At 36.7% G+C, this 24,988-nt stretch carries 27 protein-coding genes; 5 read left to right on the top strand and 22 right to left on the bottom strand.

Features of this window, described 5'->3' with window-relative positions:
- Positions 1-107: 107 nt before the first annotated feature.
- The 9 genes from HHU08_RS04340 to HHU08_RS04300 form a co-directional block, all read right to left on the bottom strand.
- Positions 108-803 (bottom strand): phosphonate C-P lyase system protein PhnL, encoded by a 696-nt coding sequence (locus HHU08_RS04340; protein ID WP_016202327.1) that lies wholly within the window; start codon positions 801-803, stop codon positions 108-110.
- A gap of 31 nt (positions 804-834) precedes the next feature.
- The gene (gene phnM, locus HHU08_RS04335; RefSeq protein ID WP_169187883.1) at positions 835-2,013 is read right to left on the bottom strand and encodes a phosphonate metabolism protein PhnM; all 1,179 of its coding nucleotides are present in this window, start codon (positions 2,011-2,013) and stop codon (positions 835-837) included.
- A 36-nt stretch (positions 2,014-2,049) separates the two neighbouring features.
- Positions 2,050-2,895 (bottom strand): ATP-binding cassette domain-containing protein, encoded by an 846-nt coding sequence (locus tag HHU08_RS04330; protein WP_169187882.1) that lies wholly within the window; start codon positions 2,893-2,895, stop codon positions 2,050-2,052.
- Positions 2,896-3,741: an alpha-D-ribose 1-methylphosphonate 5-phosphate C-P-lyase PhnJ gene (locus HHU08_RS04325; protein WP_169187881.1), complete on the bottom strand. Its 846-nt coding sequence runs from the start codon at positions 3,739-3,741 to the stop codon at positions 2,896-2,898.
- Complete coding sequence (locus tag HHU08_RS04320; protein ID WP_169187880.1) at positions 3,741-4,859, bottom strand: carbon-phosphorus lyase complex subunit PhnI; 1,119 nt, start codon at positions 4,857-4,859, stop codon at positions 3,741-3,743. The genes HHU08_RS04325 and HHU08_RS04320 overlap by 1 nt, the downstream gene beginning before the upstream one ends.
- Entirely contained in the window at positions 4,859-5,464 is a 606-nt protein-coding gene (phnH, locus tag HHU08_RS04315) for a phosphonate C-P lyase system protein PhnH (RefSeq protein ID WP_169187879.1), read from the bottom strand. The genes HHU08_RS04320 and phnH overlap by 1 nt, the downstream gene beginning before the upstream one ends.
- Before the next feature lie 13 nt (positions 5,465-5,477).
- Positions 5,478-5,903: a phosphonate C-P lyase system protein PhnG gene (phnG, locus tag HHU08_RS04310; RefSeq protein WP_016202321.1), complete on the bottom strand. Its 426-nt coding sequence runs from the start codon at positions 5,901-5,903 to the stop codon at positions 5,478-5,480.
- 216 nt (positions 5,904-6,119) lie between these two features.
- Positions 6,120-6,821, bottom strand: a complete 702-nt coding sequence (locus HHU08_RS04305) for a GntR family transcriptional regulator (protein WP_040343012.1) — start codon at positions 6,819-6,821, stop codon at positions 6,120-6,122.
- A 77-nt stretch (positions 6,822-6,898) separates the two neighbouring features.
- Positions 6,899-7,756: a PHP domain-containing protein gene (locus HHU08_RS04300; protein WP_016202319.1), complete on the bottom strand. Its 858-nt coding sequence runs from the start codon at positions 7,754-7,756 to the stop codon at positions 6,899-6,901.
- A gap of 290 nt (positions 7,757-8,046) precedes the next feature.
- Between HHU08_RS04300 and HHU08_RS04295 the strand changes: the two genes are divergently transcribed.
- Entirely contained in the window at positions 8,047-8,187 is a 141-nt protein-coding gene (locus HHU08_RS04295) for a hypothetical protein (protein WP_156827767.1), read from the top strand.
- Positions 8,188-8,353: 166 nt separating this feature from the next.
- On the opposite strand, the gene HHU08_RS04290 is transcribed toward HHU08_RS04295, so the two are convergent.
- Positions 8,354-8,812 (bottom strand): RrF2 family transcriptional regulator, encoded by a 459-nt coding sequence (locus tag HHU08_RS04290; protein ID WP_016202318.1) that lies wholly within the window; start codon positions 8,810-8,812, stop codon positions 8,354-8,356.
- 170 nt (positions 8,813-8,982) lie between these two features.
- Between HHU08_RS04290 and hmpA the strand changes: the two genes are divergently transcribed.
- Positions 8,983-10,191, top strand: a complete 1,209-nt coding sequence (gene hmpA / locus HHU08_RS04285; protein ID WP_016202317.1) for an NO-inducible flavohemoprotein — start codon at positions 8,983-8,985, stop codon at positions 10,189-10,191.
- Positions 10,192-10,503: 312 nt separating this feature from the next.
- Here hmpA and HHU08_RS04280 read toward each other — a convergent pair whose 3' ends face one another.
- The 6 genes from HHU08_RS04280 to HHU08_RS04255 all read right to left on the bottom strand — a co-directional run bounded on the left by HHU08_RS04280 (position 10,504) and on the right by HHU08_RS04255 (position 16,071).
- On the bottom strand, positions 10,504-11,376 hold the full coding sequence (locus HHU08_RS04280; RefSeq protein WP_016202316.1) for a YitT family protein: 873 nt from the start codon (positions 11,374-11,376) through the stop codon (positions 10,504-10,506).
- A gap of 89 nt (positions 11,377-11,465) precedes the next feature.
- Positions 11,466-12,335 carry a DNA-3-methyladenine glycosylase family protein gene (locus HHU08_RS04275; RefSeq protein WP_169187878.1) on the bottom strand — a complete coding sequence of 290 codons (870 nt, stop codon included), beginning with the start codon at positions 12,333-12,335 and terminating at the stop codon, positions 11,466-11,468.
- Between the two features lie 148 nt (positions 12,336-12,483).
- The gene (gene pdaA, locus HHU08_RS04270) at positions 12,484-13,233 is read right to left on the bottom strand and encodes a delta-lactam-biosynthetic de-N-acetylase (protein ID WP_051993898.1); all 750 of its coding nucleotides are present in this window, start codon (positions 13,231-13,233) and stop codon (positions 12,484-12,486) included.
- Positions 13,234-13,397: 164 nt separating this feature from the next.
- Positions 13,398-14,936 carry a fumarate hydratase gene (locus HHU08_RS04265; RefSeq protein WP_169187877.1) on the bottom strand — a complete coding sequence of 513 codons (1,539 nt, stop codon included), beginning with the start codon at positions 14,934-14,936 and terminating at the stop codon, positions 13,398-13,400.
- Between the two features lie 188 nt (positions 14,937-15,124).
- Positions 15,125-15,310: an SE1561 family protein gene (locus HHU08_RS04260; protein ID WP_016202312.1), complete on the bottom strand. Its 186-nt coding sequence runs from the start codon at positions 15,308-15,310 to the stop codon at positions 15,125-15,127.
- A 266-nt stretch (positions 15,311-15,576) separates the two neighbouring features.
- On the bottom strand, positions 15,577-16,071 hold the full coding sequence (locus HHU08_RS04255; RefSeq protein WP_169187876.1) for a YtxH domain-containing protein: 495 nt from the start codon (positions 16,069-16,071) through the stop codon (positions 15,577-15,579).
- A 195-nt stretch (positions 16,072-16,266) separates the two neighbouring features.
- On the opposite strand from HHU08_RS04255, the gene yfkAB reads away from it, so the two are divergent.
- The gene (gene yfkAB / locus HHU08_RS04250; protein ID WP_169187875.1) at positions 16,267-17,388 is read left to right on the top strand and encodes a radical SAM/CxCxxxxC motif protein YfkAB; all 1,122 of its coding nucleotides are present in this window, start codon (positions 16,267-16,269) and stop codon (positions 17,386-17,388) included.
- 51 nt (positions 17,389-17,439) lie between these two features.
- On the opposite strand, the gene HHU08_RS25390 is transcribed toward yfkAB, so the two are convergent.
- The 5 genes from HHU08_RS25390 to cax all read right to left on the bottom strand — a co-directional run bounded on the left by HHU08_RS25390 (position 17,440) and on the right by cax (position 20,909).
- On the bottom strand, positions 17,440-17,562 hold the full coding sequence (locus HHU08_RS25390) for a hypothetical protein (RefSeq protein WP_263479806.1): 123 nt from the start codon (positions 17,560-17,562) through the stop codon (positions 17,440-17,442).
- Positions 17,563-17,592: 30 nt separating this feature from the next.
- Entirely contained in the window at positions 17,593-17,718 is a 126-nt protein-coding gene (locus tag HHU08_RS25385; protein WP_263479807.1) for a hypothetical protein, read from the bottom strand.
- 163 nt (positions 17,719-17,881) lie between these two features.
- A complete protein-coding gene (locus HHU08_RS04245; protein WP_169187874.1) occupies positions 17,882-18,706 on the bottom strand; it encodes a YfkD famly protein in 825 nt (274 codons plus the stop codon).
- Between the two features lie 101 nt (positions 18,707-18,807).
- Positions 18,808-19,419, bottom strand: coding sequence for a YczE/YyaS/YitT family protein (locus HHU08_RS04240; protein WP_101729659.1), 612 nt, complete (start codon positions 19,417-19,419; stop codon positions 18,808-18,810).
- Positions 19,420-19,844: 425 nt separating this feature from the next.
- On the bottom strand, positions 19,845-20,909 hold the full coding sequence (gene cax, locus HHU08_RS04235) for a calcium/proton exchanger (RefSeq protein WP_016202307.1): 1,065 nt from the start codon (positions 20,907-20,909) through the stop codon (positions 19,845-19,847).
- Between the two features lie 106 nt (positions 20,910-21,015).
- Between cax and HHU08_RS04230 the strand changes: the two genes are divergently transcribed.
- Positions 21,016-22,326 (top strand): MFS transporter, encoded by a 1,311-nt coding sequence (locus HHU08_RS04230; RefSeq protein WP_169187873.1) that lies wholly within the window; start codon positions 21,016-21,018, stop codon positions 22,324-22,326.
- A 179-nt stretch (positions 22,327-22,505) separates the two neighbouring features.
- Positions 22,506-24,437 (top strand): heavy metal translocating P-type ATPase, encoded by a 1,932-nt coding sequence (locus HHU08_RS04225; protein ID WP_169187872.1) that lies wholly within the window; start codon positions 22,506-22,508, stop codon positions 24,435-24,437.
- Here the strand turns inward: HHU08_RS04225 and HHU08_RS04220 are convergent.
- A complete protein-coding gene (locus HHU08_RS04220; RefSeq protein ID WP_169187871.1) occupies positions 24,426-24,623 on the bottom strand; it encodes a hypothetical protein in 198 nt (65 codons plus the stop codon). The two genes, HHU08_RS04225 and HHU08_RS04220, sit on opposite strands and share 12 nt — an antisense overlap.
- Between the last annotated feature and the right edge of the window lie 365 nt (positions 24,624-24,988).

The following is a 24,988-nucleotide window of genomic DNA, read 5'->3' as shown; positions in this document are numbered from 1 at the left end:
TTTTAAAATTATTTACCTTCGTTTACTATATCTATTAATTATCAATCTATTATTAACCCAATATTATGAATTATTAATATTCTTTAAGCTTTCGTTAAAAAGGTAAATTAGGAGAAGACGCCATTTTGCATGTTATATTCTCGATTACATAAATGATTCATAAACTCTAAGTCATGGAAGATTCCAACCATTGTCGTTCCTTCCTTCATGAGCTGTTCTATTAAGAGCCTTACCTTCCTTTTCGAGTCATGGTCAAGGCTTGCAGTTGGCTCATCTAGTAGGAGCAAGCGAGGTTTTTTCACCATCGCTCGTGCAATATTAAGCCTTAGCTTTTCCCCTCCAGAAAAGGTGGTTGGGTAGCTGTCCCATAATTCCTTGTCTAATTCAAAATGGGCAAGAATCATTTCTGTCTCCTGTTTTGCGAAGCTCTGATCTTTACCCATTTCAAGAATTGCCTGCTGCACTAATTGTCTCGCTGTCGTTCTAGGCATTACATTTAAAAATTGTGATACATAGCCAATTTCATGTTTCCTTAAATAAAGCATTTGCCGTTCTGTAGCTTGTGCTAAGTTAATAGGTCCGAATTTTTTAGAATCGTACCAAATGCTTCCTTTCTGAATTCGGTATGTTCCATAGATACATTTTAAAATGGTAGACTTCCCACTTCCGCTTTTGCCAGTTATTCCAGTAAATTCACCCTCTTTTAATTCGATATTGACATGACTGACTGCACGAATATATTTACCGAGATTATGGAGATCAAACGATTTAGATAAATCTTTAATTTCTAAAAGATTTTCCATCTGTTCACCTGCTTTCTTATTTGCTTATTCGTTAAAGTCGATAGTTTGTTTTTTGAATAAGCTTCCCATCGACAAATACACCTGTAATTACTGGGAAGTCATCACTTATATTTTCAATAATGAGCATATCTGCTTTCTTTCCTTCACGAATGGAACCAATTTCATGATCCATTTTTACCGCTTTAGCAGGGTTAAGCGTAACTAGCTTCATCATATCTGCTAGATCCATATCGTATTCATTCACTAAAGTAAAGATGGCATGAAGCATGGCTGCCGGATAATAGTCGCTGCACAAAATATCAATAGCTTGATTTTGGATTGCTTCAGCAGCCCCTAAGTTCCCACTGTGAGAACCTCCTAAAAGGACATTCGGCGCCCCAGCAGTCGTAAACATCCCAAGATTTCTAGCCCTGTTAGCAACCTCTAACGTAATCGGAAATTCACTAATAGTCGTACCAAAGCTATGAACAAGCTCCAATTTTTCAAGCGTATCATCATCATGAGAGGCGATAGCAATCTGATACTCTTGGGCTAACGCAGCAATTTCCTTCATATCTTCTATAGATAATTTTTCTTTCATTTGATGATTGCGAATCAATACATCAATCGATGCATCGCTAATATTGTTATAGCTTTTCACCGTTTTTCGATAAACTTCTAAATGACGATACTGTCCTTGCCCTGGTGTATGGTCCATAAAGGAAACTAAATGAACTTTATTTTCTCTTATATAATTTTTTAGATTATCGATTTCTTCTACATTATCAATTTCAAATCTAGCATGGAATCTGTGACGAACTAGATGCTTCCTTCTATGACTTTGTCCAATCAAATCAATAAATTTCCGGACATTCTCTGGTTCTCTTATTGGCTTATAGTCATATTCGGTTTCTTTAAAAAGAGAGAGAGAATGAAACATCGTTGTAATTCCGTGAGCAATCAGCTGTTTCTCCGTTTCTCTTAAACTCAAATCAAAATTCATTAATGAGGTTGGTCTTGGTGCTGCCATATGTTCAATATAATCAGAATGAATATCAATAAATCCCGGTGAAACATAGCCTCCTTCCGCATTAATAATCTCCATTCCTTCTTCAAACTTTATCTCGCCTTTTGGTGCCATTTTTGTGATTCTATCTTCTTCTATTAAAAGATCATAACCGTGTAAAACGGTATCTTCGGTAATCAATCTTCCATTTGTAATGACGTACAAAGTATTTCCCCCTAAAATTTATAATTTGGGTACCTTTTAAAGCAGAGAATGAACCAATTGCTGTGTATATGGATGTTGCGGATCTTCTAATATTTGATCTGTTAATCCTTCTTCAATCACTTTGCCCTCCAACATTACAAGTGTTCGATCTGCAAGCATGCGAATCACTCCTAAATCATGTGAAACGAGGACAATGCTAATGCTTAGTTCACGCTGCAGGCCCTTAATCAAATCTAGAACACTTGCTTGGACAGAAAGATCAAGCCCTGTCGTCACTTCATCTAACAGCAGAATGGGTGGATTATTGGAAAGAGCCTTTGCAATTTGTACACGTTGCTGCATGCCGCCAGAAAAATTTTTCGGCGCTTCTTTTCGGCGATGGACGGGAATATTCACTTTATTCAAAAGATCTGTCCCTCTATCCTCCATCACACCAACATGGTTACTTCCTGCTGCTATCAGCTTTTCGGCGATGTTGCCTATCGATGAGAAGTTCATTCTTAACCCTAAAAGCGGATTTTGATAAACTTTTCCCATGATGTGGTTGCGGATATAACGTTGCTGTTGAGAGGACTCTTGAAAAAGATTTTTCTCGCCATTTTCATAACTACTGACAAATGCACCGCCCGCTGTCACTTCTTGGTCAAAATAAAGACATTGCATTAACGTTGACTTCCCGCTTCCACTTTCGCCAACAATCCCGAGCACTTCACCTGGAAAGACCTCAAAGGAAACATCACGGCATGCATAAACCGTTCCACACACCTGGCAATAGTTTTTCCCTAATGAATCACTTGATTTATCCTTACAATGTAAGCAGCCAGGACCATACTGTTTATTAAGATTTTTTACGGATAAAACCGGAACTTCAAATCCTGTCATTTATTTCACTCCAACCGTATTTAATTTTTCAAGACAATAGCTTGTATCATTGCATTGATATACTGTTTCATCTGTTAATTCATCGACAAGCTCATCTAGAAATACCCCAGTCGACCCGCATAAACGACATTGCTTGTCCTCAAAGGGCTCTGGCTCAAACGGAAAATCTTCAAAGTCTAGTGAGACTACCTTTGTATAGGGAGGAACTGCATATACTTTCTTTTCACGACCAGCCCCTAATAGTATCAGTGCCTCACTATCATTCATTTTTGAATTATCAAAACGTGGGATAGGGCTTGGCGCCATCACATAGCGATCATAAACGAGAACGGGATGATCAGCACCTGTTGTCATGCTGCCATATTTCATAATCTGCTCGAACAACATCAGCCACGCACCGCTATACTCTTTTTCCGCATGTAGTTTCTTCGTTTCACTTTCACTTGGCTCATAATAGCGAAGTGGTTCCGGTAAAGGCACTTGTAAAACTAGAATCTGGTCTTTTGTGAGCGGTACTTCCGGTATTCTGTGTCTTGATTGGATCAACGTTGCCTCTGCTGTGTAATCTGTAGTGATAATGCCTGTCGTGTCAGAAACAAGCTTTTTAATATTCACTGCGTTTACCGATTCATCAGAACCTTGATCGATTACCTTTAACACATCCCTTTTCCCAATGAGCGAGAGGGTTAACTGCAATCCACCTGTTCCCCATCCCCGGCCAATCGGCATTTCCCTCGATGCAAACGGTACTTGATACCCTGGAATAGCAATAGCCTTTAAGGTTGCTCTCCGAATTTCACGTTTGGATCCTTCATCAAAAAAAGCAAAATTATAAGCCGTGTTCATTAGCTTTTCACCTCTTGTCTTTTGTCCTTTTTTGTCTTTCGTACACTATCTAGTTTCGATTGGAAAGTGACATAATGAGGCATTTTTAAATGTGAAATAAAACCTGATGATTCTACAGAATCAATATGATATAGAACAAATTCCTCATTATGACTAGGAAATTCTTTATTTGGATGTTCTAAACAGTAATCTAAAATCCCCATTGCAATTGCCTTTGTTTCATTTTGACCGAAACATAATCCATAACCGATTTCAAATTCCATTTCCTTTTTGCCATATTCTTTTTCCACTAACACAGGCATAAGCATTTCCACTTCTGTTACTTTGACTTCTCCAATATAATAGGCATCATTTTCGTCTTGCCCATCAGATAGTGGATGATTTATTGTCACTGGCAATTTACCGACACGAAGTTCGCCGACAGTCGGATGCAAATCCCCATAGCCACGAATAACCGCATAAGCAAAGGAAGTGACTGCACCAGTTTGCCCCCTTGTTAAAATTTGCAGCCTTTGACTTCTTGTCGATGGGAATGCAAGACTTTGTCTAGTTACATCATCTGGTTCCTGATCATTATTCTCACAAGTGGAAATTAAGCCTTCTTTCCTTAAGTAATCAAGAACTTTTGGGAGGGTAAGCTTACTAGCTTGCTCTCCTATCTCCAAGCTTTCCTTTAAATAATCCTTCACCCACGCTTGAACACTTTGATCGGTTTCTTCCTTTAAGTAAATATCAAGGAGCCGATGTGTATAATCTGTTGTTGAGCCAAGAATTTGTCCTCCTGGAATATCTTTAAAGCTAGCTGAAATACGACGTTCTATCTGCATATCATTTGATTCTATTACTCTTCCATAATGTTTTCGCGGAACGGTTGAGCGGAAGGCTCTTAGTAAGAATACAGCTTCTTCTGGATTTCCCTCTGCTTGCTTAATCGCTAAAGCTGCTAAAGTCTCGTCATAGAGACTACTTTCCGACATGACTTGATCGATGAGTCCTCTCATTCCCCCCTGTATCTTTTCCACTTCAATGGTTCTTCCCTGTTTCACTCTTTCCAATTTCAGACACTTAATCGACTCTTCAATTGCAAGCGTTCCGCCCTTTACAGCAACGTATCCCATTAGACCATCACCCTATTTTCACTAATTTGAGTTGTGCGCGGCACTGACAATAGCTGATCCTGTTGATCAACAAACATAAGATCGACCCCAAGGGGGAATTCCTTATTTTTTGATTGCCTAGACTCTATCCAATTCTCTGCTAACTCCACTTGCACATATTCAACTGTTTTAATTCCTGGTCCTTTAAGCTCAAGGGCAGGTTCAGCCGTTATTTCCGTTACTTCGATAATAATCGTTGCAGATGAATGAGGATTTTTTAAAGTTCCAGATTTTGCTTTTTCTATTGCCTTATTAAGCGCTCCTGTTTCTGCATCTTGAAGAACTAAAATGTAATCAGCTTCCTCTATCTCTCCCTGCTTTGCATAAGTTAATTGATTAATTGTTTTCGTAATCATTCCTGCTTTTTCAGAAAGGACTTTAAAGGTCACTTCCTGATCAAATAAAGTTAAGGCTATCAATAAGATAGGCGTAGGACATTCTTCATTTCCATCTTCCCTGACTATAGCTGCTTCTTTCCTTAAATTTGCCAACTGGCCTGGTCTCGAATAAGCATGGACTAATTTTCGGTAAAATGATTGTAAGTCATGAACAATATCTAACTTCACCTTTCATACCTCCTCAAGAAACATCCATCGTTTCAAAATTGACTTTTGTTTTTAATATGGCTTTATTCTCCGTCGCTTTCTTTATTAAAATGGCTTGCTCCTCTTGTTCGAGCAACTCTATCCATCCATTTGTTTCAGGCAGTTCTGCTTGGAATGCTGCATCGATAATCGCAAGATGGTGCGCTAACGTCGGTTGATCACCTGCCACAATGCCAATTCCGATGCTTTCGTGGACCTTGACTTTACATTCTGTGACAAACACTTCTCCTGGATAAAACAGCGTCTTTTTTGATGTCTCTCGAACTTTCATCATTACTAGACCATTTTCCGGTTCTTGTATGACCACCACCTCATAATATTCATGAATCATTTTAGCCATCTTTTCCGCTAGAGCTAGTGAGCCATTTATCAAAATTTCCGTTCTGCGTCTTCTTTTCATTTAAAGACCTCCATGCTTGTCTTTTGTTTTAACCTTTTTTCTAAAAAGAGTGAAAGTGAAGTGTATGTTAGAATGCTGGCCCTTTTACGAAATAGGTTTTATTTCACCCTTCTACTGTATCTTGTTGCCAAGTGAGTGAATGTTAAAGAACGATAAAGTTTGTTTGGATTTTGTAAATCCATTTTTACAAAAAAAGCCACCAATAATGGTGACAATTTACATAAGATAAGTGAAACAATCGCTCCGGTAAATATTCCGTGAATATTCTAGAACTTTACCAGATTTTCGATCAACACAACCAGATTCTAATTGGATTAACGGAACAAGACTTGGACATTTTAATAATTCCCTTTCCTGCTTATTCGGAAAAACAACAACTAGCTGGCTTTGCATCGATTCAAAGTCTATGTATCCTTGCTCTTGATAATATTGAAAGATAGAAGTAATCTCCTGTCCTTCCCTCTCAATATTCCTAAAAGTGGATTGAGATAAATACGATGTATGAATTGCAATTGGGCAGTCCTCAACTACACGTAAACGGCTAATTTTATAAATCCTCTCATTAGGTTCTGCTTTAAGTGCATGATAAATTGAAGTATCATGGGAAATGATTTCACTCGTTATATTTATCGTTTCAAAGTTGTAATTTAACTCACTCATTTTTTCGCTAAAGCTTACATCTCCTGTTAAAATAAGTGGAATTTGCAGTTTTTGATTTTGAACATAGCTTCCTTTCCCTTGTTTAGAAAAAATATAGCCTAGCTCCTGTAGGCGTTCATATGCCTTTCGAACAATTATTCTTGGAACTTGATAGTAACAAGCAAGCTCGTTTTCTGATGGCAACTTGTCATTAGGCTTGTAATTTCCTGCGTGTATATCAGAAATCAGTCTATCCACCAACAATGCTTGTTCAGACATCTCGCCTTTTTCCCCCTTTAAACCAAATTTATCCCCCACTTAGCAGGCAGTAAGCCCCTTACTGATAAATGCAAGTATTATCTATTAAGCATTTTCTTCCGAGATTTCAGCTCATGAACAGCCTCGATACCTGGGCTTTTACTTCCTAATAAGACAAGTTTTTCTCCGTAAGCTCCATGAAAATCTGCCCCACCTGTCATAACTAAATGAAATTTATTTGCTATCATTTTTGCTTGATTTTCATGCATTTTATTATGCAAAGGATGCCAGACTTCAATCCCCTGTAATCCTGCCTTTACCAAACCTGGAACCATTTCAAAATTACCATATTGTCCTGGGTGGGCAAGAACGGGGACGCCTCCAGCTTCAAGGATAGTCTTTACTGCCGTTTTAGCATCGATATATTTCATTGGGATAAATGCAATTCCAGGCTGTTCCCCATTTTGTCCTCGATTAAAAATTTTCTTATAAAGAGAACCATAAATCGAATCAGTATAATTTGCTTCAATAAGTGCCTGCATAATATGTTGCTTGTACACTCCCGTTCCTCCGTCTGCTATGTCTAAGCAACGTTGCCAATTAATGTTGTAACCAGCAGAAATCAAACGCTCGACCATTTCCTTTGACGCTTGATGCCTTTGTTCCACAAGTGGCTGACAAACCGCTTCAATGGCATGATGTCCTGGTTCAATAAAATAGCCCAAAATATGCACTCTTCTATTTCTTTCAAAATCATAACCAGATATCTCAATTCCAGGAATGACCTCAATACCAAGTTGCTCTCCCAGTTTAATTGCTTCTTTTAGGCCCTTTGTTGTATCGTGATTGGTAACAGCAAGATGGCTCACATCTTGCGCAAATGCTAATGATAAAACTTCTTCTATTGATAACGGACAATCAGAAATATTAGTATGACAATGAAGCTCCACTTTCATGAAAAACCCCTCCTTTTTCTCTTTAGTTTCAGCATAACTTGATACCACGTTTAAAAGGTTAATGAGAAGTGAATTTCTCTTAAAGAATTGTTAAAACTATTAAGAGTGCGATTTTATATAAAACTAGATTTTTTACAGTTCATGAGTTAGAAGTAATAGATAAAATAGTAGATTTTTAGGAATAAAGACCTGAGAATGATTAACATATTTTAGTAGTAGCTTAATAGTAAATTAAAAAAGTTTCTATACACTAGGGTAGTACCAAAAATTACTTTGTTGAGGTGATTCTTTTGAATTTCAAAAAGTTAACATTAGGAATGATGACTGCTCTACTATTCACTGGAATGTTAGTTGGTTGTTCTGACCAAAATGATGACCAAACGGAAGATACTGAAACAGAAACACCTGCAGAGAATGAAACAAATGAATAAGTAATGGGATAAAGTGAAACTTCCATCCGTGGGGGGTTTTCCTCATCCTCCACGGATGGTTAGTTGAACCAATCGGACCTTTACGGGCAGCTGACCTCCCACCTACCTTCCTCGTATATTCATAAGCTTCTTACTGTCCGTTAAGAGTGGGATAAATAAAACAAGCTCAGACATTGTCTGAGCTTGTTTTACTTTTTTGAGCAAAATAGTCTTTTAGCATAACCTTATTTTCTACGATATCTGCAAGTGTATACTGGTCTAATACTTTAAAAAACTGTTCCAATGCATTATTTAAGACATGCTTTAAAGAACAAACTGGGGTAATCACACATGCATTCTTATCCTCAAAACATTCTACCAAGTAGAAGTTCTCTTCCGTTTGCCGGATAAGTACGCCAATATTGATATCTGCTGGATCCTTTGCTAAACGGAATCCTCCATTTCTCCCTCTAATCGTCTCGATATATCCCAATTTCCCCAAATTATAAATAATTTTCATAAGGTGATTTTTGGATATACTATAAACCTCGGATATTTCTTTAATATTTGTAAGTTTTTCCGTACCCTCCGTTGCCAAATAAATTAACACTCTCAAAGAGTAGTCGGAATAATTAGTTAACCGCATAACCCTATCTCCTTTTGTTATTTTTACGGTTCTTATAGTGAAAATGTGAACATTTTGTTAAACATGTTAAAAACAGTGGAAAAGATGTATTTAAAATATTGCTTTTATACAGACAGACTTTTATCATAAAAGATGTATTTAAAATATTACTTTAAAAGAAGGTTATAAAAATGCTATCACAAAAAACAATTGACATTATTAAATCAACTGTACCAGTATTACAAGTCCATGGTACACAAATAACTACTGTTTTCTACAAAAATATGTTTGCTGCACATCCTGAACTGCTTAATATTTTTAACCATGCTAATCAAGCAAAAGGACGTCAACAAACTGCTCTCGCTAATACTGTATTAGCAGCAGCACAAAATATTGATCGACTTGAGACTATTATACCAGTTGTAAAGCAAATCGCCCACAAACACCGCAGTTTAATGATAAAAGCAGAACATTATCCAATCGTTGGTGAATTTCTTTTAAAAGCGATTAAAGAAGTTCTTGGAGACGCTGCTACTGATGATATTATCCAAGCATGGGCAGATGCTTATGGGGTAATTGCTCAAGTATTTATTGACATTGAAAAAGAAATGTATGAAGAAAGTGCTGCTAAAAGTGGCGGTTGGTCCGATTATAAGGAATTTAAAATTATCAAAAAGGTTAAGGAAAGTGATGTAATTACATCCTTCTATTTAGCACCTGTTGATGGAAGTTCTCTACCAGTATATGATGCTGGCCAATATATTACGATCCGCTTATCGATTCCTGGAGAAAAGTTCTTATTTAATCGTCAATATAGCTTATCTAGTGCTAGCAATAAAGAATATTTCCGAATTTCAGTGAAAAAAGAAGCTTCAGCAGAAAACCCTGATGGAAGAGTATCTAATTATCTTCATAGCGATAAAAACGTTGGGGATACGGTAGAAGTTACTGTTCCTGCTGGCGATTTCACCCTAATTAAAGAAGCAAGCCCTATTGTTTTTATTAGTGGTGGAGTTGGTATTACACCATTTATGAGTATGGTAGAAACAATTGCTGAAGAACAGCCAAACAGAGAGGTCATTTTTATCCATTCAGCAAGAAGCGGTTCTGTCCAAGCATTTAACGAAGAGTTAAGTCGAATAAAAGAAAAAATCGCTAACCTCCAACTTTCCTATATATACGAAAATCCTTCTGAGGAAGATAAAGTAAATCCTTTCTTCCAGAAGGCTGGCTATATTGATACAGAATGGCTAAAAGAACATGCTATTGTTGCAGAAGGACATTATTATGTTTGTGGACCAGTTCCATTTTTACAGACAGTTGTAAAAGGCTTAAAAGACAATGGTATCAATGATACTCATATCCATTATGAATTCTTCGGTCCTTCCATGAAGCTATAATTTATATTCTTTAACTTGTACAGGCTGTATATTTTTTCACCATACAGCCTGTGCATTATATTATATCTCTAAACCGTGACTTCTTTTCTCTGCATCACCCTAAACATAATAGCAATTAAAAGAATACTGACAAGTAGCGAAAAAATACAGATAAAGATCGGATATATAATAGGGGTTCCGAAAACATTCACAAATTTTAAATCAACAAATAAATAGTCTGCTTTCATCATATATAACCTTTTGCAAAACAAAAGAAAACCTAGTTGCTTTGTTACTAAACAACTAGGTTTTCCTTTAATTAAATGGGATTCATTAATGAATGTCTCGTTTCTTAAAATTACCGCCTTTTACTTCGGAGACATCGTAAATGGCAACAAATGCTGTTGGATCTAATTCATGAATAATTTCTTTCATTTTTCTTTCTTCCATTCGGCTGACTACACACGTAATTTCTTTAAATTGTTCATTGGAGTATCCTCCAACTGCAAATGTATAGGTGGCACTGCGGCCTAAACGATCTCGTATCGTTTCTACCATCAATTCAGGTTCTGTTGTAATAATGTTAAAGGTTTTTGATCCACTTAAACCTTCTTCTACAATGTGGATTACTTTAGAGGCAATAAAGTAAGCGATAGCGGATAAAATGGCTCCTTGGAGTCCAAATACGGTAGATACAAAAATAAATACAAACATATTTAGAAACAAAATTAAATCACTTGTTCCAAATGGTAATTTTCTTGAAAGTAAGACCGCTAACATATCAATTCCATCTAATGCTCCTCCGTTACGTAAAGCTAAACCCATTCCAAAACCGATGATAATCCCTCCAACAACCGTTATAAGCAGTGTGTCTCCTTCAATAATTGTTGGGACATGGTGCATTAAGCTTGTACTAACAGCTAAAGATATGATGCCGATAACGGAATATACAGCAAAGCTTTTACCTATCTGTTTATATCCTAAAAATACGAAGGGAATATTTAATATTCCAATCAAAATCCCAAGGGGAAATCCTGTTAACTGAGAACCAACGATACTTAGACCAGTAACGCCTCCATCAGAGACCGCGTTTGGAATAAGCACAGCTTCTAGTCCATACCCTGTAATAAATCCTCCAATAATAACTAATAATGCTCGCGAAGCCATAAGAAGCCTCTTTTGTTTTTGTTGTGTCTTTTTCTGCATTTACTTTCCTCGTTTCAAACTATTTTCAACTTATTTATCTATATTTTACCACAGTTATTCTTTAGACAAAAAAAGATAAGGACAAAGGTCTACTCCATACTTCTCCATAAGTAAAGAGAGGCATAGCTTAAATATGGTTGCCATTCTGGCATCATTATCTCCATTTCTTCTTTTGAAGGTTTTTGTTCTAATTCCAAGAGCTTTTTAATCGCATTTTGAATTCCGATGTCTGCGATTGGAAAAAGATTATTTCTCCCTAAACCGAATAGCAATACATTCTGAATGGTCCATTGTCCTATTCCTCGCAAGCGAATAAGCTCCTCCATAATCTGTTCATCAGACTTCTCATATAAGCTGTCTATATCTAAATGGCCATTTATTATTTCTTTCGATAAATCTATAATGTACTCTGCTTTTCTCGTACTAAATTGCAGTTCCCGCAATTCTGCCACTGTTAACTTTGCTACTGTTTCTGGCAATGGATAAAACCAGACGCCACCTTTTTGAAAACCATATGTAGTCACAAAACGCTGCGTTAATGTAAAAGCAAATTTAAGATTTAACTGTTGATGAATAATGCATTTTATTAGACTATTATACGGGTGAAAATCTAACACAATCGGTGTACCATAATGTTCATCGAAAAGTGACTTTAACTTTGTTTTTTGAAAATGCTCATGAATGGCAAGCAAGGATACATCCCACCTGAAAATTCTGCTGATTTCTTTATAGATGAGGTTATGTAAAGAAGAAGAATCTATCTCATCCACCTCTAAATAAAAAGTTGGATTATCAGTTGTGCCAGTTGCTTGAACTTTTACAACTATATGTTTGTTCTTTATACGAAGTGGTACTTTTACCCAGCGCTCTTCTTTATGGAGGTTATGTAGTGGGTCTAATGCTAAGCGACTTAATACTAAATCAAAGTTATACGGTCCTTGAATGTATATTGTTTGCAAGAAATATCACCTATCACTGTTTTTCTTATTTATTATAGCACACACTTCTTATATAGAATGGCTTGCTGTTATATTAATTAGTACTGCTATAACAGGAAAAATCCTAAATAGACTCATGTTCCAATCTATTTAGGATAGTATGTTGTATTTAGTTGATAACGCCTTCACCAATTTCCCTTTTTATCGTTAAATCGTCTAAACTTTTAAAGGAGTAACCTCTTTTTTTCAAATCAATAATTGCTTGTTCTAATGCTTCTGCATTATCTTTTGAAACGGTGTGCAACAAAAGGATACAGCCAGGATGAACCTGTTGCATTATATTGTCATAGCTATATTTCCATCCTTTTTGCTGATCCGTTTTCCAATCTACGAAGGCAAGTGACCAAAATACTTGTGTATATCCTAATTCTTTCGCAACTTTTAAAGTCCGTTCACTGAAAATGCCTCGCGGCGGACGTAAATAGGTCATGCCTTTTTTACCTGTTAGAGCTTCCGTTTCTGTAACCACTGTTTCTAATTCTTGTTTCAGCTTTTCATCACTGATTTGGGTAAAATCTGGATGATGATAAGAGTGATTGCCAATAATATGGCCTTCTGCTGCCATTCTTTTCACTAGGTCAGGTGCACTCTTTAAATAGTGGCCTGTTACAAAAAAAGTCGCAGGCACTTTTTCCTTTTTTAGAACATCCAGTATTTTGCCTGTATAACCATTTTCGTAGCCATTATCAAAGGTTAGATACAATACCTTTTTATCACTCTCATCTTTATAATAAGCGCCATACTTTTCAAGCAAGTCATCCAAGTCTTTGCCTGCTTCTGCCGGCTGCTCATTCACAGCCTTTTTGAATCCCCAATGTAATGGCTGATTCGAAACATTTGCCCATACTTCATTTGTCATTATAGAAAGTAAAAATATTACGCAGAAAATAACCTTATACATTCTCTCCACTTTTTTTCCTCCTAACAGATTAACTATCTGTTAGTTTTAGTTAAACTCGAGGAATAATGCTTGGAAAAATACAGCAGATTATGTCGGTATTTCTTTTCCCTTCCATACTTCTATTAAAACACTCTATCCTTAAACATTGCCAACTTCTCTAAGGAGGATAGTTCAATATCTTGATGAAGAGAGTTACCATGCGAGTCCATTGTAACAACCGCTTTAAATCCTTCTACCTTCAAATGCCACATTGCTTCTGGGATACCGAACTGCATAAGATCTACCCCTTCTACCGACTTCATGCAATCTGCATAGTACTGGGCTGCTCCTCCAATTGCATTTAAATATACTCCGCCATGCTCTTCCAATGCCTTCAATGTTCTGGCACCCATACCACCTTTTCCGATTACTGCACGTATGCCAAATTTTTTCATAATGTCTCCCTGATAAGGCTCCTCGCGAATGCTTGTTGTTGGTCCAGCCGCTTTAACTTGCCAATTTCCATGCTCATCTTTCAGCATAACTGGTCCACAGTGATAAATGATCTGCCCATTTAAATCAATTGGTGCATCATTTGTACTTAAATACTTATGGATTGCATCCCTACCTGTATACATCATGCCGTTAATTTGCACCACATCGCCAACTTTTAATTGACGAATATCTTCTTCACTGATTGGTGCCTGTAGTATAATAACTTCCTCTGCTGTACCCGCTTCATTTTCCTTACTAGCCTCTGCTTTAAAGTCAATTTTATCTCCTTCTTGATATTGCCATTCCTTGATTTCTCCCGTATCAGGAATTATCGAAATAGCTAGTCTGCGGAATGCCCAGCAATTATACGCAACAGATACGAAGAAGCTTGCAGGGATACGGTTCATCACGCCAATCTTACAGCCTAATAGTGTTGTTTCACCACCAAATCCCATCGTGCCAATTCCTAATTTATTGGCATTTTCCATTATATAATCTTCGAGAACTGCTAATTCTGGAATGGCATTTGTATCATCTACAGAGCGGAAAAGCTGTTCTTTTGCCAAATCATAGCCCGCAGATCGATCCCCTCCAATTCCGACGCCAATAAACCCGGCACTACATCCCTGTCCCTGTGCTTGATAAACAGAGTGTAAGATGCACTTACGAATACCGTCTAAATCGCGTCCAGCTCTGCCTAGTCCTTCTAATTCACAAGGAAGACTATATTGAATATTTTTATTTTCACAGCCGCCACCTTTTAAAATTAACCGAATATCGATGTAGTCTTTTTCCCACTGTTCAAACTTAATGACAGGTGTCCCTGCCCCTAAATTATTTCCACTGTTTTCCCCTGTAAGAGAATCAACAGAGTTCGGTCTAAGCTTACCATTCTTCGTTGCAAGCTCCATACTTTCGTAAATAGCTGCTTTTATTTCTAGCTGGTTAACAGCAACAGGTGTTTTAATTTTAAAAGTCGGCAGCCCTGTATCTTGGCAAATAGGTGAGACTTCCTTATCTGCCATTCCAATGTTCTGCGTAATTGTCGCTAAACTCATCGCAGAACGCGTTCCAGCATTTTCTGACGCTGTTGCCTTCGCAATCGCACGTCTCACATCTTTTGGAAGATTGGTCGATGTTTCTACAATTAAATCGTAAATACTCTTCTTCAGATTTTCAAAATACATGCTTCTCCCCCTCATTGAAAAGCGCAAGCAAACCTTGCAATTTTTTGTTACACTCAAATAACTCCCTATAAAAAATTATACTCTTCTCTTCTACGATAGAGAAGTAATTTGCAATCGTTTACAGAAATATTCTGGAAATCCTTATATAAATAAAAAAGCTTGGATGATTTCACCCAAGCATTACACTTTTACAAATCTCTATGTTTAAACTCATTACATTTCGATTCTATTTCATCTATCATTTGAATTAAACGATCGATATCCTCTAACTCCGCTTCTTCTGGATCAATCGCATCTAGTACATCCATAAACATATTTAATCTTGTTTTTAGAAAAGTAACTTGCTCATTTTTATCTGTAATTGAACTACCCAACATACTCTCTCCTTTCAAAACTACCCTTTAATCGTAACGAATTTTCCTTCTTTCAGCAACCTTCCTTTTTATCTTTGCACATGTTTTATCTTTTTACACCTTTGAAAGAAAGGAATCTGCGTTTTCCATGGATTACACAGAGTTCTTAGTTATTTATTCAACTCTGTATAACTAGTTTTTGTTCTTTTTATAATTTTTTTAGCATGCATAGATAAAAGAAACATCTAGCCAAAATACTAGATGCTCCTTTCTTTTCTACTATTTGTTCAAGTTGTTAGTACTGTCTCATTACTTTTCATTACTTCCCTATCTCCTGTTTCAACTGGAAGCTGTGGCTTTTCTTCTAAATCGGATGATTCAATAATTTGATCTTTTGTGGTAGTAATTTTCTTTGTGATCTGTTTACATTGTCGTTTTGTTTGAAAATAGAGTTGTTTAAAATCCTCTGTAATTTCTTTTAAATCTTTAGAACGCTCTAATACGGTAGATTGAATCTGCTTGTACAATCCTTGGGTGTCATTAGCAATGTCCCTCATCGCATCAGAAGAATTATGGAATCTTTCTTTCCAATCCTGCTTAAATTCATCAGGGTTTTCTTTATAACTCTGAACGAAACGAGTGCTTGCATCTTTTATACTTTCGAATTTCTGCACCGTTCTTTTTCTTGTAGCTGGGTCAATTAGAGAAATTGTGACACCAATGACACTTCCAATTACTAAGCCTGTTACAATTTTATTCCCTTGCTTTGTTGCATTAGACATATCATTCATCTCCCTTCTTCTCGTTAAAGTTTCTTTTCCCGCCAAAGAATTATTTAAAACAAAAACGTTTGACAGATAGGATTTTTCCTTTAATAATGACAAGGGGACTTTATCCCCTCAAAGATAAAAATTGCATTCTATGCCTTATTTACACATAGATATAGTTTAACTATTCTTTTTATAAAAGGGCTTATCATGATTACAGAAAAAAATAGGATTACCCCAAGTATAGATCCTTGGGAAGCTTATATGGATATGGAGCAGCATGGAAAATTAACCTTATCCAATATTGAATTTACGACTACTACTTTATGTAATATGCGCTGTGAGCATTGTGCTGTTGGTTATACACTTCAGCCAAAAGACCCAAACGCATTGCCCATTGATTTATTACTGAAAAAACTAGATGAAATCCCTCATCTTCGGTCTCTAAGCATTACTGGCGGAGAACCAATGATGAGTAGAAGATCTGTAGAAAATTATGTTGTTCCTCTTTTTAAATATGCACACAGTCGTGGTGTAAAAACACAATTAAATTCAAATTTAACACTAGGGATCGATCGTTATGAAGCCGTTATTCCTTATCTAGATGTGCTACATATCTCCCATAACTGGGGCACAGAAGAGGAATTTGCGGAACGTGGTTTTGCGATGATGACAAGAAAGCCGACTTACGAACAAAGAGCCAAACTATTTCAGAACATCATTACGAATAGTAGAGCACTAGTCGAAGCTGGAGTTGTAGTCTCTGCAGAAACAATGCTGAATAAACGTACACTTCCCTATTTAGAACATATCCACCGACAAATTGTCGATGAAATGAAATGTCAAAGGCATGAAATTCACCCTATGTATCCATCTGACTTTGCTTCTACTTTAGAAACTTTATCATTAGATGAAATCCGAGACAGCATTAACCATCTTTTAGATATTCGTGATAAAAATGTATGGATGTTATTTGGTACACTTCCATTCTATCCTTGTAACAGCAAAGAAGAAGACCTACAGTTACTAAGTCGCCTTTACTCTAGCAAAAATGTAACGGTTCGTAACGATCCTGATGGCCGTTCTCGTTTAAACGTAAATATTTTTACTGGTGATGTAATCGTTACTGATTTCGGCGATACACCAGCACTTGGAAATATTCAAACAGATCATTTAGAGGATATTTTCCAAAAGTGGCTTTCCACTGATTTAGCTCGTTCATTAAACTGCCATTGCCCAGCTGTCAAATGCCTTGGACCAAATGTTCTTGTAAAAAATAGTTACTATCAAGATATTGATTTTACAACAAAAAAAGCATTGATTAGTCGTTAATTGAAATGGTGTCCATTGGAAAATGGGCACTTTTTTATTTTGGGTTTGAGGTTAGCTTGCTTGATGAATGACATTTTTCTTGATGCTGCTTTTTGGGCGTTCATCTCCTTGATGAACACCACTTTTCTCTTTCCCTCCTGCAATTTCTGCGTTCATCCCCTTGATGAACGCCACTTTTTCCTTTCCCTCCTACAATTTCCGCTTTCATCCCCTTGATGAACACCACTTTTTCCTTTCCCTCCTGCAATTTCTGCGTTCATCCCCTTGATGAACACCACTTTTCTCTTTCCCTCCTGCAATTTCCGCTTTCATCCCCTTGATGAACGCCACTTTTTCCTTTCCCTCCTACAATTTCTGCGTTCATCCCCTTGATGAACACCACTTTTTCCTTTCCCTCCTGCAATTTCTGCGTTCATCCCCCAACGAACCACATTCCTTCCCCCCAAAACCGACAAAAAAGACTGACATCCAAAGTCAGTCTTTCCACATCTATTTATCTCGGTCTTTCACTTGCCATAAATCCAAAAGAAACATGATCTTGAACAGGTATCCAAGCGCCAATTCCTTGTGAAGTTACATTTTTCACGACAATTGATTTTTTGCTTCCTTTTAGCATCATATATACTTCGCCATACGTCACTTTTCCTTTTTCGTTGACAGCAGGAGCGTAGCCATATAAATACCCTAGTCTTTTAGGGGGAATATTGTACAGTTGATCTTTCTTTGTTCCTGTTCCAATCACTGTTTCAAATGCGAGAGATAACCCTGAATTTTGGGTTGCTTTTACGAGCATCATTTTTTTTACTTGCTCTGCATTTGGAACCTTTGCCGTTAAACCGCCTCTTACCGTTTTCTGTGATTCTTGAACATAATGGATTTGATATGGTAATTTCCCACCACGGTTATCATAGAAATTCGTATTTACTTTCTGATACTCCCAATTCGGTGCTGTTTCTGTTGATTCGTAGTTAAGCGGCCATTGTCCTAAATAAACAATTGCTTTGTATCCAAGTGCAAATGGGGTACTATTCACTGTGGATTCGTTCAGCATACGAATTAAATCCGGATTATCAATTTTCACCTTTGAAGAATTAATAAGCTGTTGTGTTAATTCACTAGGCTGCAGTTTAGGTACATCTTGTGTTGGATTTGGATACGTATTTTCCTTCGTTATATTCATAACGGAATTAGGTATGGTAATAATCTTGGATTTCGGTACATTTTCTTCCTTTTCTTTCTCTTTTGCTTTTTCCGCATAAGTTAACATTGGAAGCATTAAGAAAAAAGATAAAAGCACAATCGTTATTTTCTTATACATAGCAAGTTTGAACTCCCTTCAAATAATCATCCATAACTATGGTTATTTTTTTCGGAGTTCGCTTAGATTATCCATTATTAAAAGAATTTTTTTCTTTCCTCCTATTTCATTACAAATTTCCCCGTTAACTTAGAACAGTACGGATGGAAAAATTGGATAGCAGGACCAAGCCCAAAAGCGATAATTAATGTACCAAGTCCAATGGGACCATTTACTAAAAAAGCAAACAATAAAGCAAGTATTTCTCCAATTAACTTGGCAATCATAAGATTAACGCCATATCTTTCCTGAATAGTAACCATAAAATCATCAATTGGATTTAAAGGAAATTCAGATTGCAAATAGAGGGCAATGCCTAGACCAATAATGATTAATCCAGTAATTAGTAAAATTAATTGGCTCATAAACATAAAATAATGGAAACGATTTACTAAATGAGCCATCCAAAAGTCAACAAAAAATCCTAGAATAAACACTGTGGCAAGGGACAATAAGTTTGGCTTTTTGCGTAAAAGCAAAGCATTGACGAATATAAGAATGATACCTACTATAACAATCCAGCTTCCTATTGTTAATCCAACTAAATGAGATAGGCCTACATTGAGAGCATCCCAAGGGCCGGCTCCTAAATTTGCCTTAATAGTTAACGTAGCCCCAAATGCTAATATAAAAAGCCCACCAACATAGAAAAGGCATCGATAAAACAGTGACATACCTTTATATCTCCTTTCTCCATACATCCTTTTTCCACTTCTTTCATTCATATGCCTCAGGCACTTAAAACTTGTCCATTATTAACAAAAATAAATAATCAGAATATTTACATTTATCCGATATTATTGTATAATAAGGTCATCAAATAAAAGGAGGGTAGCTATTTTAGATCGCTTATATTTTGTAAAGGAGGAAAATATAAACCTTTGAATATTCATCAATCAGAGCTTTATCCAAACTATAAAAGGAAAAGAGGTTGGTGATCCGATGGAAGCGACATGATAGATTCCCTATACAACATATCTAAATCAACGAATACTTAAAAAGACTTATTTTATATAAAAGAAAGGTGAATTCACGCAAAAAAGCCTAGCCGTTGTAAAGAAAACGGCTAGGCCTTGCTATTTCTCCATATTCTACTTTCTTAAAGCAAGTAAAATCCAATTCCCATTATTGCATAAGCAGCTAATAAGGTTGCTCCCTCAAACCAGTTTGTCTCTCCGTCATTTGAAATACTTACCATTAACAACACGGCTGTTACCATACTAATAAGTTCTGGCAGTGTGAAGACTAATGACATTCCACTCGGGAAAAGCAAAGACACTAAAACTAGTAATGGTGCGACAAACATGGCAATTTGCAAGGTTGATCCGATAGCAATTTCAACCGCAATATCCATCTTGTTCTTATATGCCATTACAACAGCTGAAGCATGCTCTGCTGCATTTCCAACGATAGCCACAATGATAATCCCAATAAACAGCTCAGACCATCCAAAAGATTCTGCTACTACTTCAAATGTATGTACTAAGTTTTCAGATACATAAGCAACAGCCAGTGTTGCAATCGCCAAAATAGTGATACTTTTTTTCACTGACCATTCTGGAGTTTCCTCATGAGCATGACCATGCTCTCCGTTTTTTTCTACTTGATAAACACCACGATGAGTCACTAGTTTGAAAAACAATGCTGCTAAATACAATACAATCAAAATAATAGCGATTCCGATACTTAAAGAAAGTGTTTTTTCTGCATTCATATTCATCGTAAATACTTCAGGAATCACAAATGCAACAATGACTGCAAATATTAATAATCCTGAATTATGACGAGCATCATAAACATTAAATTGCTGTCTCTTATACTTTAATCCACCAATAAAAAAGGACAAGCCTGCCACAAGCAATAAGTTCCCTAACACAGAACCAGTTAAGGATGCCAATACTACCTCTGTTAACCCTTCTCGTAAAGCAAATATAGCAATGATCAATTCTACCGCATTACCAAAAGTAGCATTTAATAACCCACCAATTCTGGGACCAGCAACAATCGCTAAGCTCTCTGTCGCTCTGCCCATAAAACTAGATAACGAAATGATGGTAAGACAGTAAATAACGAACATAAGAATACTTGACCAATGTAATAAGGAACCTATTATCGATAAGGGAACCCCAATAAATGCTGCAATCGTAAATATTTTATTAACCATTTTTTCTCGCTTCCTTTCTCCTATCACCCTCATATAATTTCCCATCCAACTGCAGGCTAAACTTATTATACTGCTACTCCGCCCAAATATAACCAATTTCTTAAAAATGTTTTTCTCTTTTGATAGGAAAATTAGTAGTTTTATTTCAAAAAAAATCTATTGCAATACTGTTCATTCCCCTTTAACATCATTTAGGGAGACTAAATATAGACAACAGTGTAAGAAACAAGGGAGTATAATTATGAACAGTAAAAAATTCGCCGTACTAATAAGCATCGTCAGTATTTCTGGATTTAGTCAAGGAATGCTGCTGCCATTAATAGCAGTCATTTTTGAAAATGATGGCCTATCTTCTAGTTTAAATGGATTAAACGCAGTAGGACTCTATATGGGGATTCTTCTTATTTCTCCTTTTATGGAATATCCTTTGCGTAAATATGGATATAAACCCGTTATCGTATTTGGCGGTCTTGTTGTTATTCTGTCACTAGCACTTTTTCCACTTTGGAAGTCTTTTTGGTTTTGGTTTCTTCTTCGTTTGTTTATTGGAATAGGCGATCATTCACTCCATTTTGCTACACAAACTTGGATAACCACTGCATCACCTATAGAAAAACGGGGAAGAAACATTTCTCTATACGGTGTATTCTTTGGGATTGGGTTCGCAGTTGGACCATTATTAACTCCTTTAGTAAAAGTAAATGAATCACTGCCTTTTATTCTTTCATCTATTATGTGCTTTATCGCTTGGATTTTTATACTATGGATTAAAAATGACTTTCCAGAACAAACAGTAGAAACAAATTCCTTTTTGGATACAATGAAGCGTTTCTCTAGTGCCATGAAATATGCGTGGATTGCTTTTCTTCCCCCGCTCGCCTATGGTTTCTTAGAATCAAGCTTAAACTCAAGTTTTCCTGTGTACGGATTAAGAATCGATTTAAGTGTTGTCCAGATTTCTCTTTTACTTACTGCCTTTTCGATAGGAGCCATTGTGTTTCAGCTTCCATTAGGGATGATCAGCGATAAATTTGGCAGAAGACGGACACTTGTAACGATTCTGATTATTGGTACTACCTGCTTTTCTTTCGCCAGTATACTTGAGGCTTATTTAATCGGCTTAATTATCTGTCTTTTCCTTGCTGGAATGGCAGTTGGTTCTACCTTTTCTTTAGGGATTAGCTATATGACTGATTTAGTGCCAACCAATCTTCTTCCTACCGGAAACCTTCTATGTGGAATGGCCTTTAGTGTTGGCAGTTTAATTGGTCCTTATCTGGGAGGAGTATTTATTCAATATTTCCAGCATATTAGCTATTTTATAGTAATTGCGGCAATTTTATTTGTTGTTTGTTCCATCATTTTTATCTTTGGGAAAAAAGAATCGAGAAATCATTACTTAACAGAGGCAAAATGATATTCAGCACATACAATATGTGGTAAGCTTATCTTATAAAATTAAATAAAAAACTATTTCTATTCGTTATTTTGTGCTGTCACCTTCTTAGGTGGAAGCTTTCGTGTTTTTTAAGGGTAGTGAACTTGATTCTCTCTCTCAATAAGAACAGATAATCATTTAAAAGGAGGAAAAAACAAATGTCCACAGAAACGGAATTCAAAACCTATGTACAACCAAAGGTAGAAATGAAGCCATCTTTATTTGCAAAGCTATCTCCTCATCTCGAACTAATTGCTGCTGGAATAAGCGGAATTTTAATTGTGATTGGATGGATTTTACACCATTTCGATTATTCATCTATTTCTATCGCTGCCTACTTGCTTGCTTTTGTGATTGGTGGATATGCAAAGACAAAAGAGGGAATCACCGAAACCATTGATAATAAAGAATTAAATGTCGAAATGCTAATGATTTTTGCTGCAATTGGTTCTGCTATTATCGGATATTGGGCTGAAGGTGCGATATTAATATTTATCTTTGCTGTAAGCGGCGCGTTAGAGACATATACAATGAATAAGAGTAATAAGGAAATATCTGCCCTTATGAAGTTACAACCAGAAGAAGCAATTAAAATACTTCCAGATGGTCGTGAACAAGCAGTTCCAGTATCTTCTCTTACTATCTCTGACATCATCTTAATTAAGCCCGGGGAAAGAGTCCCCGTAGATGGAAAAATTATCAAAGGGACAACGGCGATTGATGAAGCCGCTATTACAGGTGAATCCATTCCATTAACCAAAGAAATAAATGATGAAGTATTTGCTGGAACAGTAAATATAAGTGGCTCAATTACTGTTACCCTTACAAAGCATGCAGACGAAACACTTTTTCAAAAGATTATTACCTTGATTCAATCGGCACAAAGTGAGAAATCACCTTCTCAAGCTTTTATCGAAAAATTTGAAGGATCCTATGTCAAAATAGTCTTATCTATCGTTGGCCTATTACTGATCCTTCCGCATTTTCTGTTGGGTTGGTCTTGGAATGAAACATTCTATCGAGCAATGATTTTTTTAGTAGTCGCATCTCCTTGTGCATTGGTAGCTAGTATAATGCCAGCTACCTTATCAGCAATCTCAAATGGAGCAAGGGCTGGCATCCTTTTTAAAGGTGGCGTCCATCTAGAAAATCTCGCCCATGTAAGCGCAATTGCTTTTGACAAAACAGGAACGTTAACGAAAGGAAAGCCTGTGGTAACAGATGTATTTATCGATAATAAATTTACGGAGAAAGAAATTGTTCAATTAACGGCTAGCATTGAAAGTCATTCAAACCATCCCCTCGCAAAAGCAATCGTTCGATATGCTGAGCAGAAATACAATGAACCGTTAACACAACCAGAAAGCATTCAAGATAATTCAGGTTGGGGCGTTACAGCAAAAATTAATAATACGGAATGGCGAATCGGGAAAGCCGCTTTTGTGGGAGAAAAAGAAGCAATTGCTTTCCAAAACAAAATATATGAACAAATATCAAATGAAGGAAAAACAGCTGTATTTGTCAAAAAGGACACAGAAATAATCGCCCTGATTGCTCTAAAGGATGTTGTACGAGAAGAATCAAAAGAAGCAATTGATCGTTTAAAGCAGAACGGCATTTATACGGTTATGATTACAGGAGATAGTGAAAAAACAGCTAATGCTATTTCCAAAGAAAGCCATGTTGATGAATATATTGCTGAATGCTTACCGGAGAAGAAAGTAGCTTCCGTTAAAGAGCTAAAAGAGAAATATGGAATCGTCGCAATGGTTGGAGATGGAATTAATGACGCACCTGCTCTTGCTACTGCAAATGTAGGTATTGCAATGGGAGAAGGGACCGATGTTGCGTTAGAGACAGCAGATGTCGTATTAATGAAAAACGATTTGCCACGTATAGCAGAGGCCATTCAACTATCTAAGCGGATGAATCGTATTATTAAACAAAATATTATCTTTTCCATTTCTGTTATTATGTTGCTTATCATTTCGAACTTCTTACAAGCAGTTGCCCTCCCTTTTGGTGTAATTGGGCATGAAGGCAGTACAATCTTGGTGATTTTGAATAGCTTGCGGTTATTAAAAAGTTAAAAGACCATATTGTTTGGCGGGTTGATTGATGATGACATTCGCTTTGGCTATTTTGACTGATACGCCTGCTTTGGCTGATATCCAGCTTTTTTGGCTGATATTCCGGCTGCTTTGGCTGATTTCCAGCTGCTTTGGCTGATATTCCGGCTGCTTTGGCTGATTTCCAGCTATTTTGGCTGATATCACGCCTGCTTTGGCTGATATCCAGCTATTTTGGCTGATATCACACCTGCTTTGGCTGATATCCAGCTATTTTGGCTGATATCACACCTGCTTTGGCTGATATCTCGACCACTTTAGCTGATTTCTCATCCGATTTGGCTGATTTCCCCGCCATAACATATTTAAAAAGCCTCCAAAGACTAAATCTTTGAAGGCTTTCTATCAATAAGGTTATACACTTCTATTAGTGGTAGCCGTTTTGTCCGTTAGCAGAACTAGATGTTTTATGTTTTGGCTTACTTTTCCCTTTTTGTTTTGTGCCGCCATCTTTTTTTGTATGTTTTGTCATTCTAAATCCCCCCTATTAATTGTTTTCCCCACTATTAGTT

Origin of the sequence: Niallia alba (assembly GCF_012933555.1) — a bacterium.
Taxonomy (GTDB): domain Bacteria; phylum Bacillota; class Bacilli; order Bacillales; family Cytobacillaceae; genus Niallia; species Niallia alba.
This window is presented reverse-complemented; position numbering and strand designations above follow the sequence as displayed.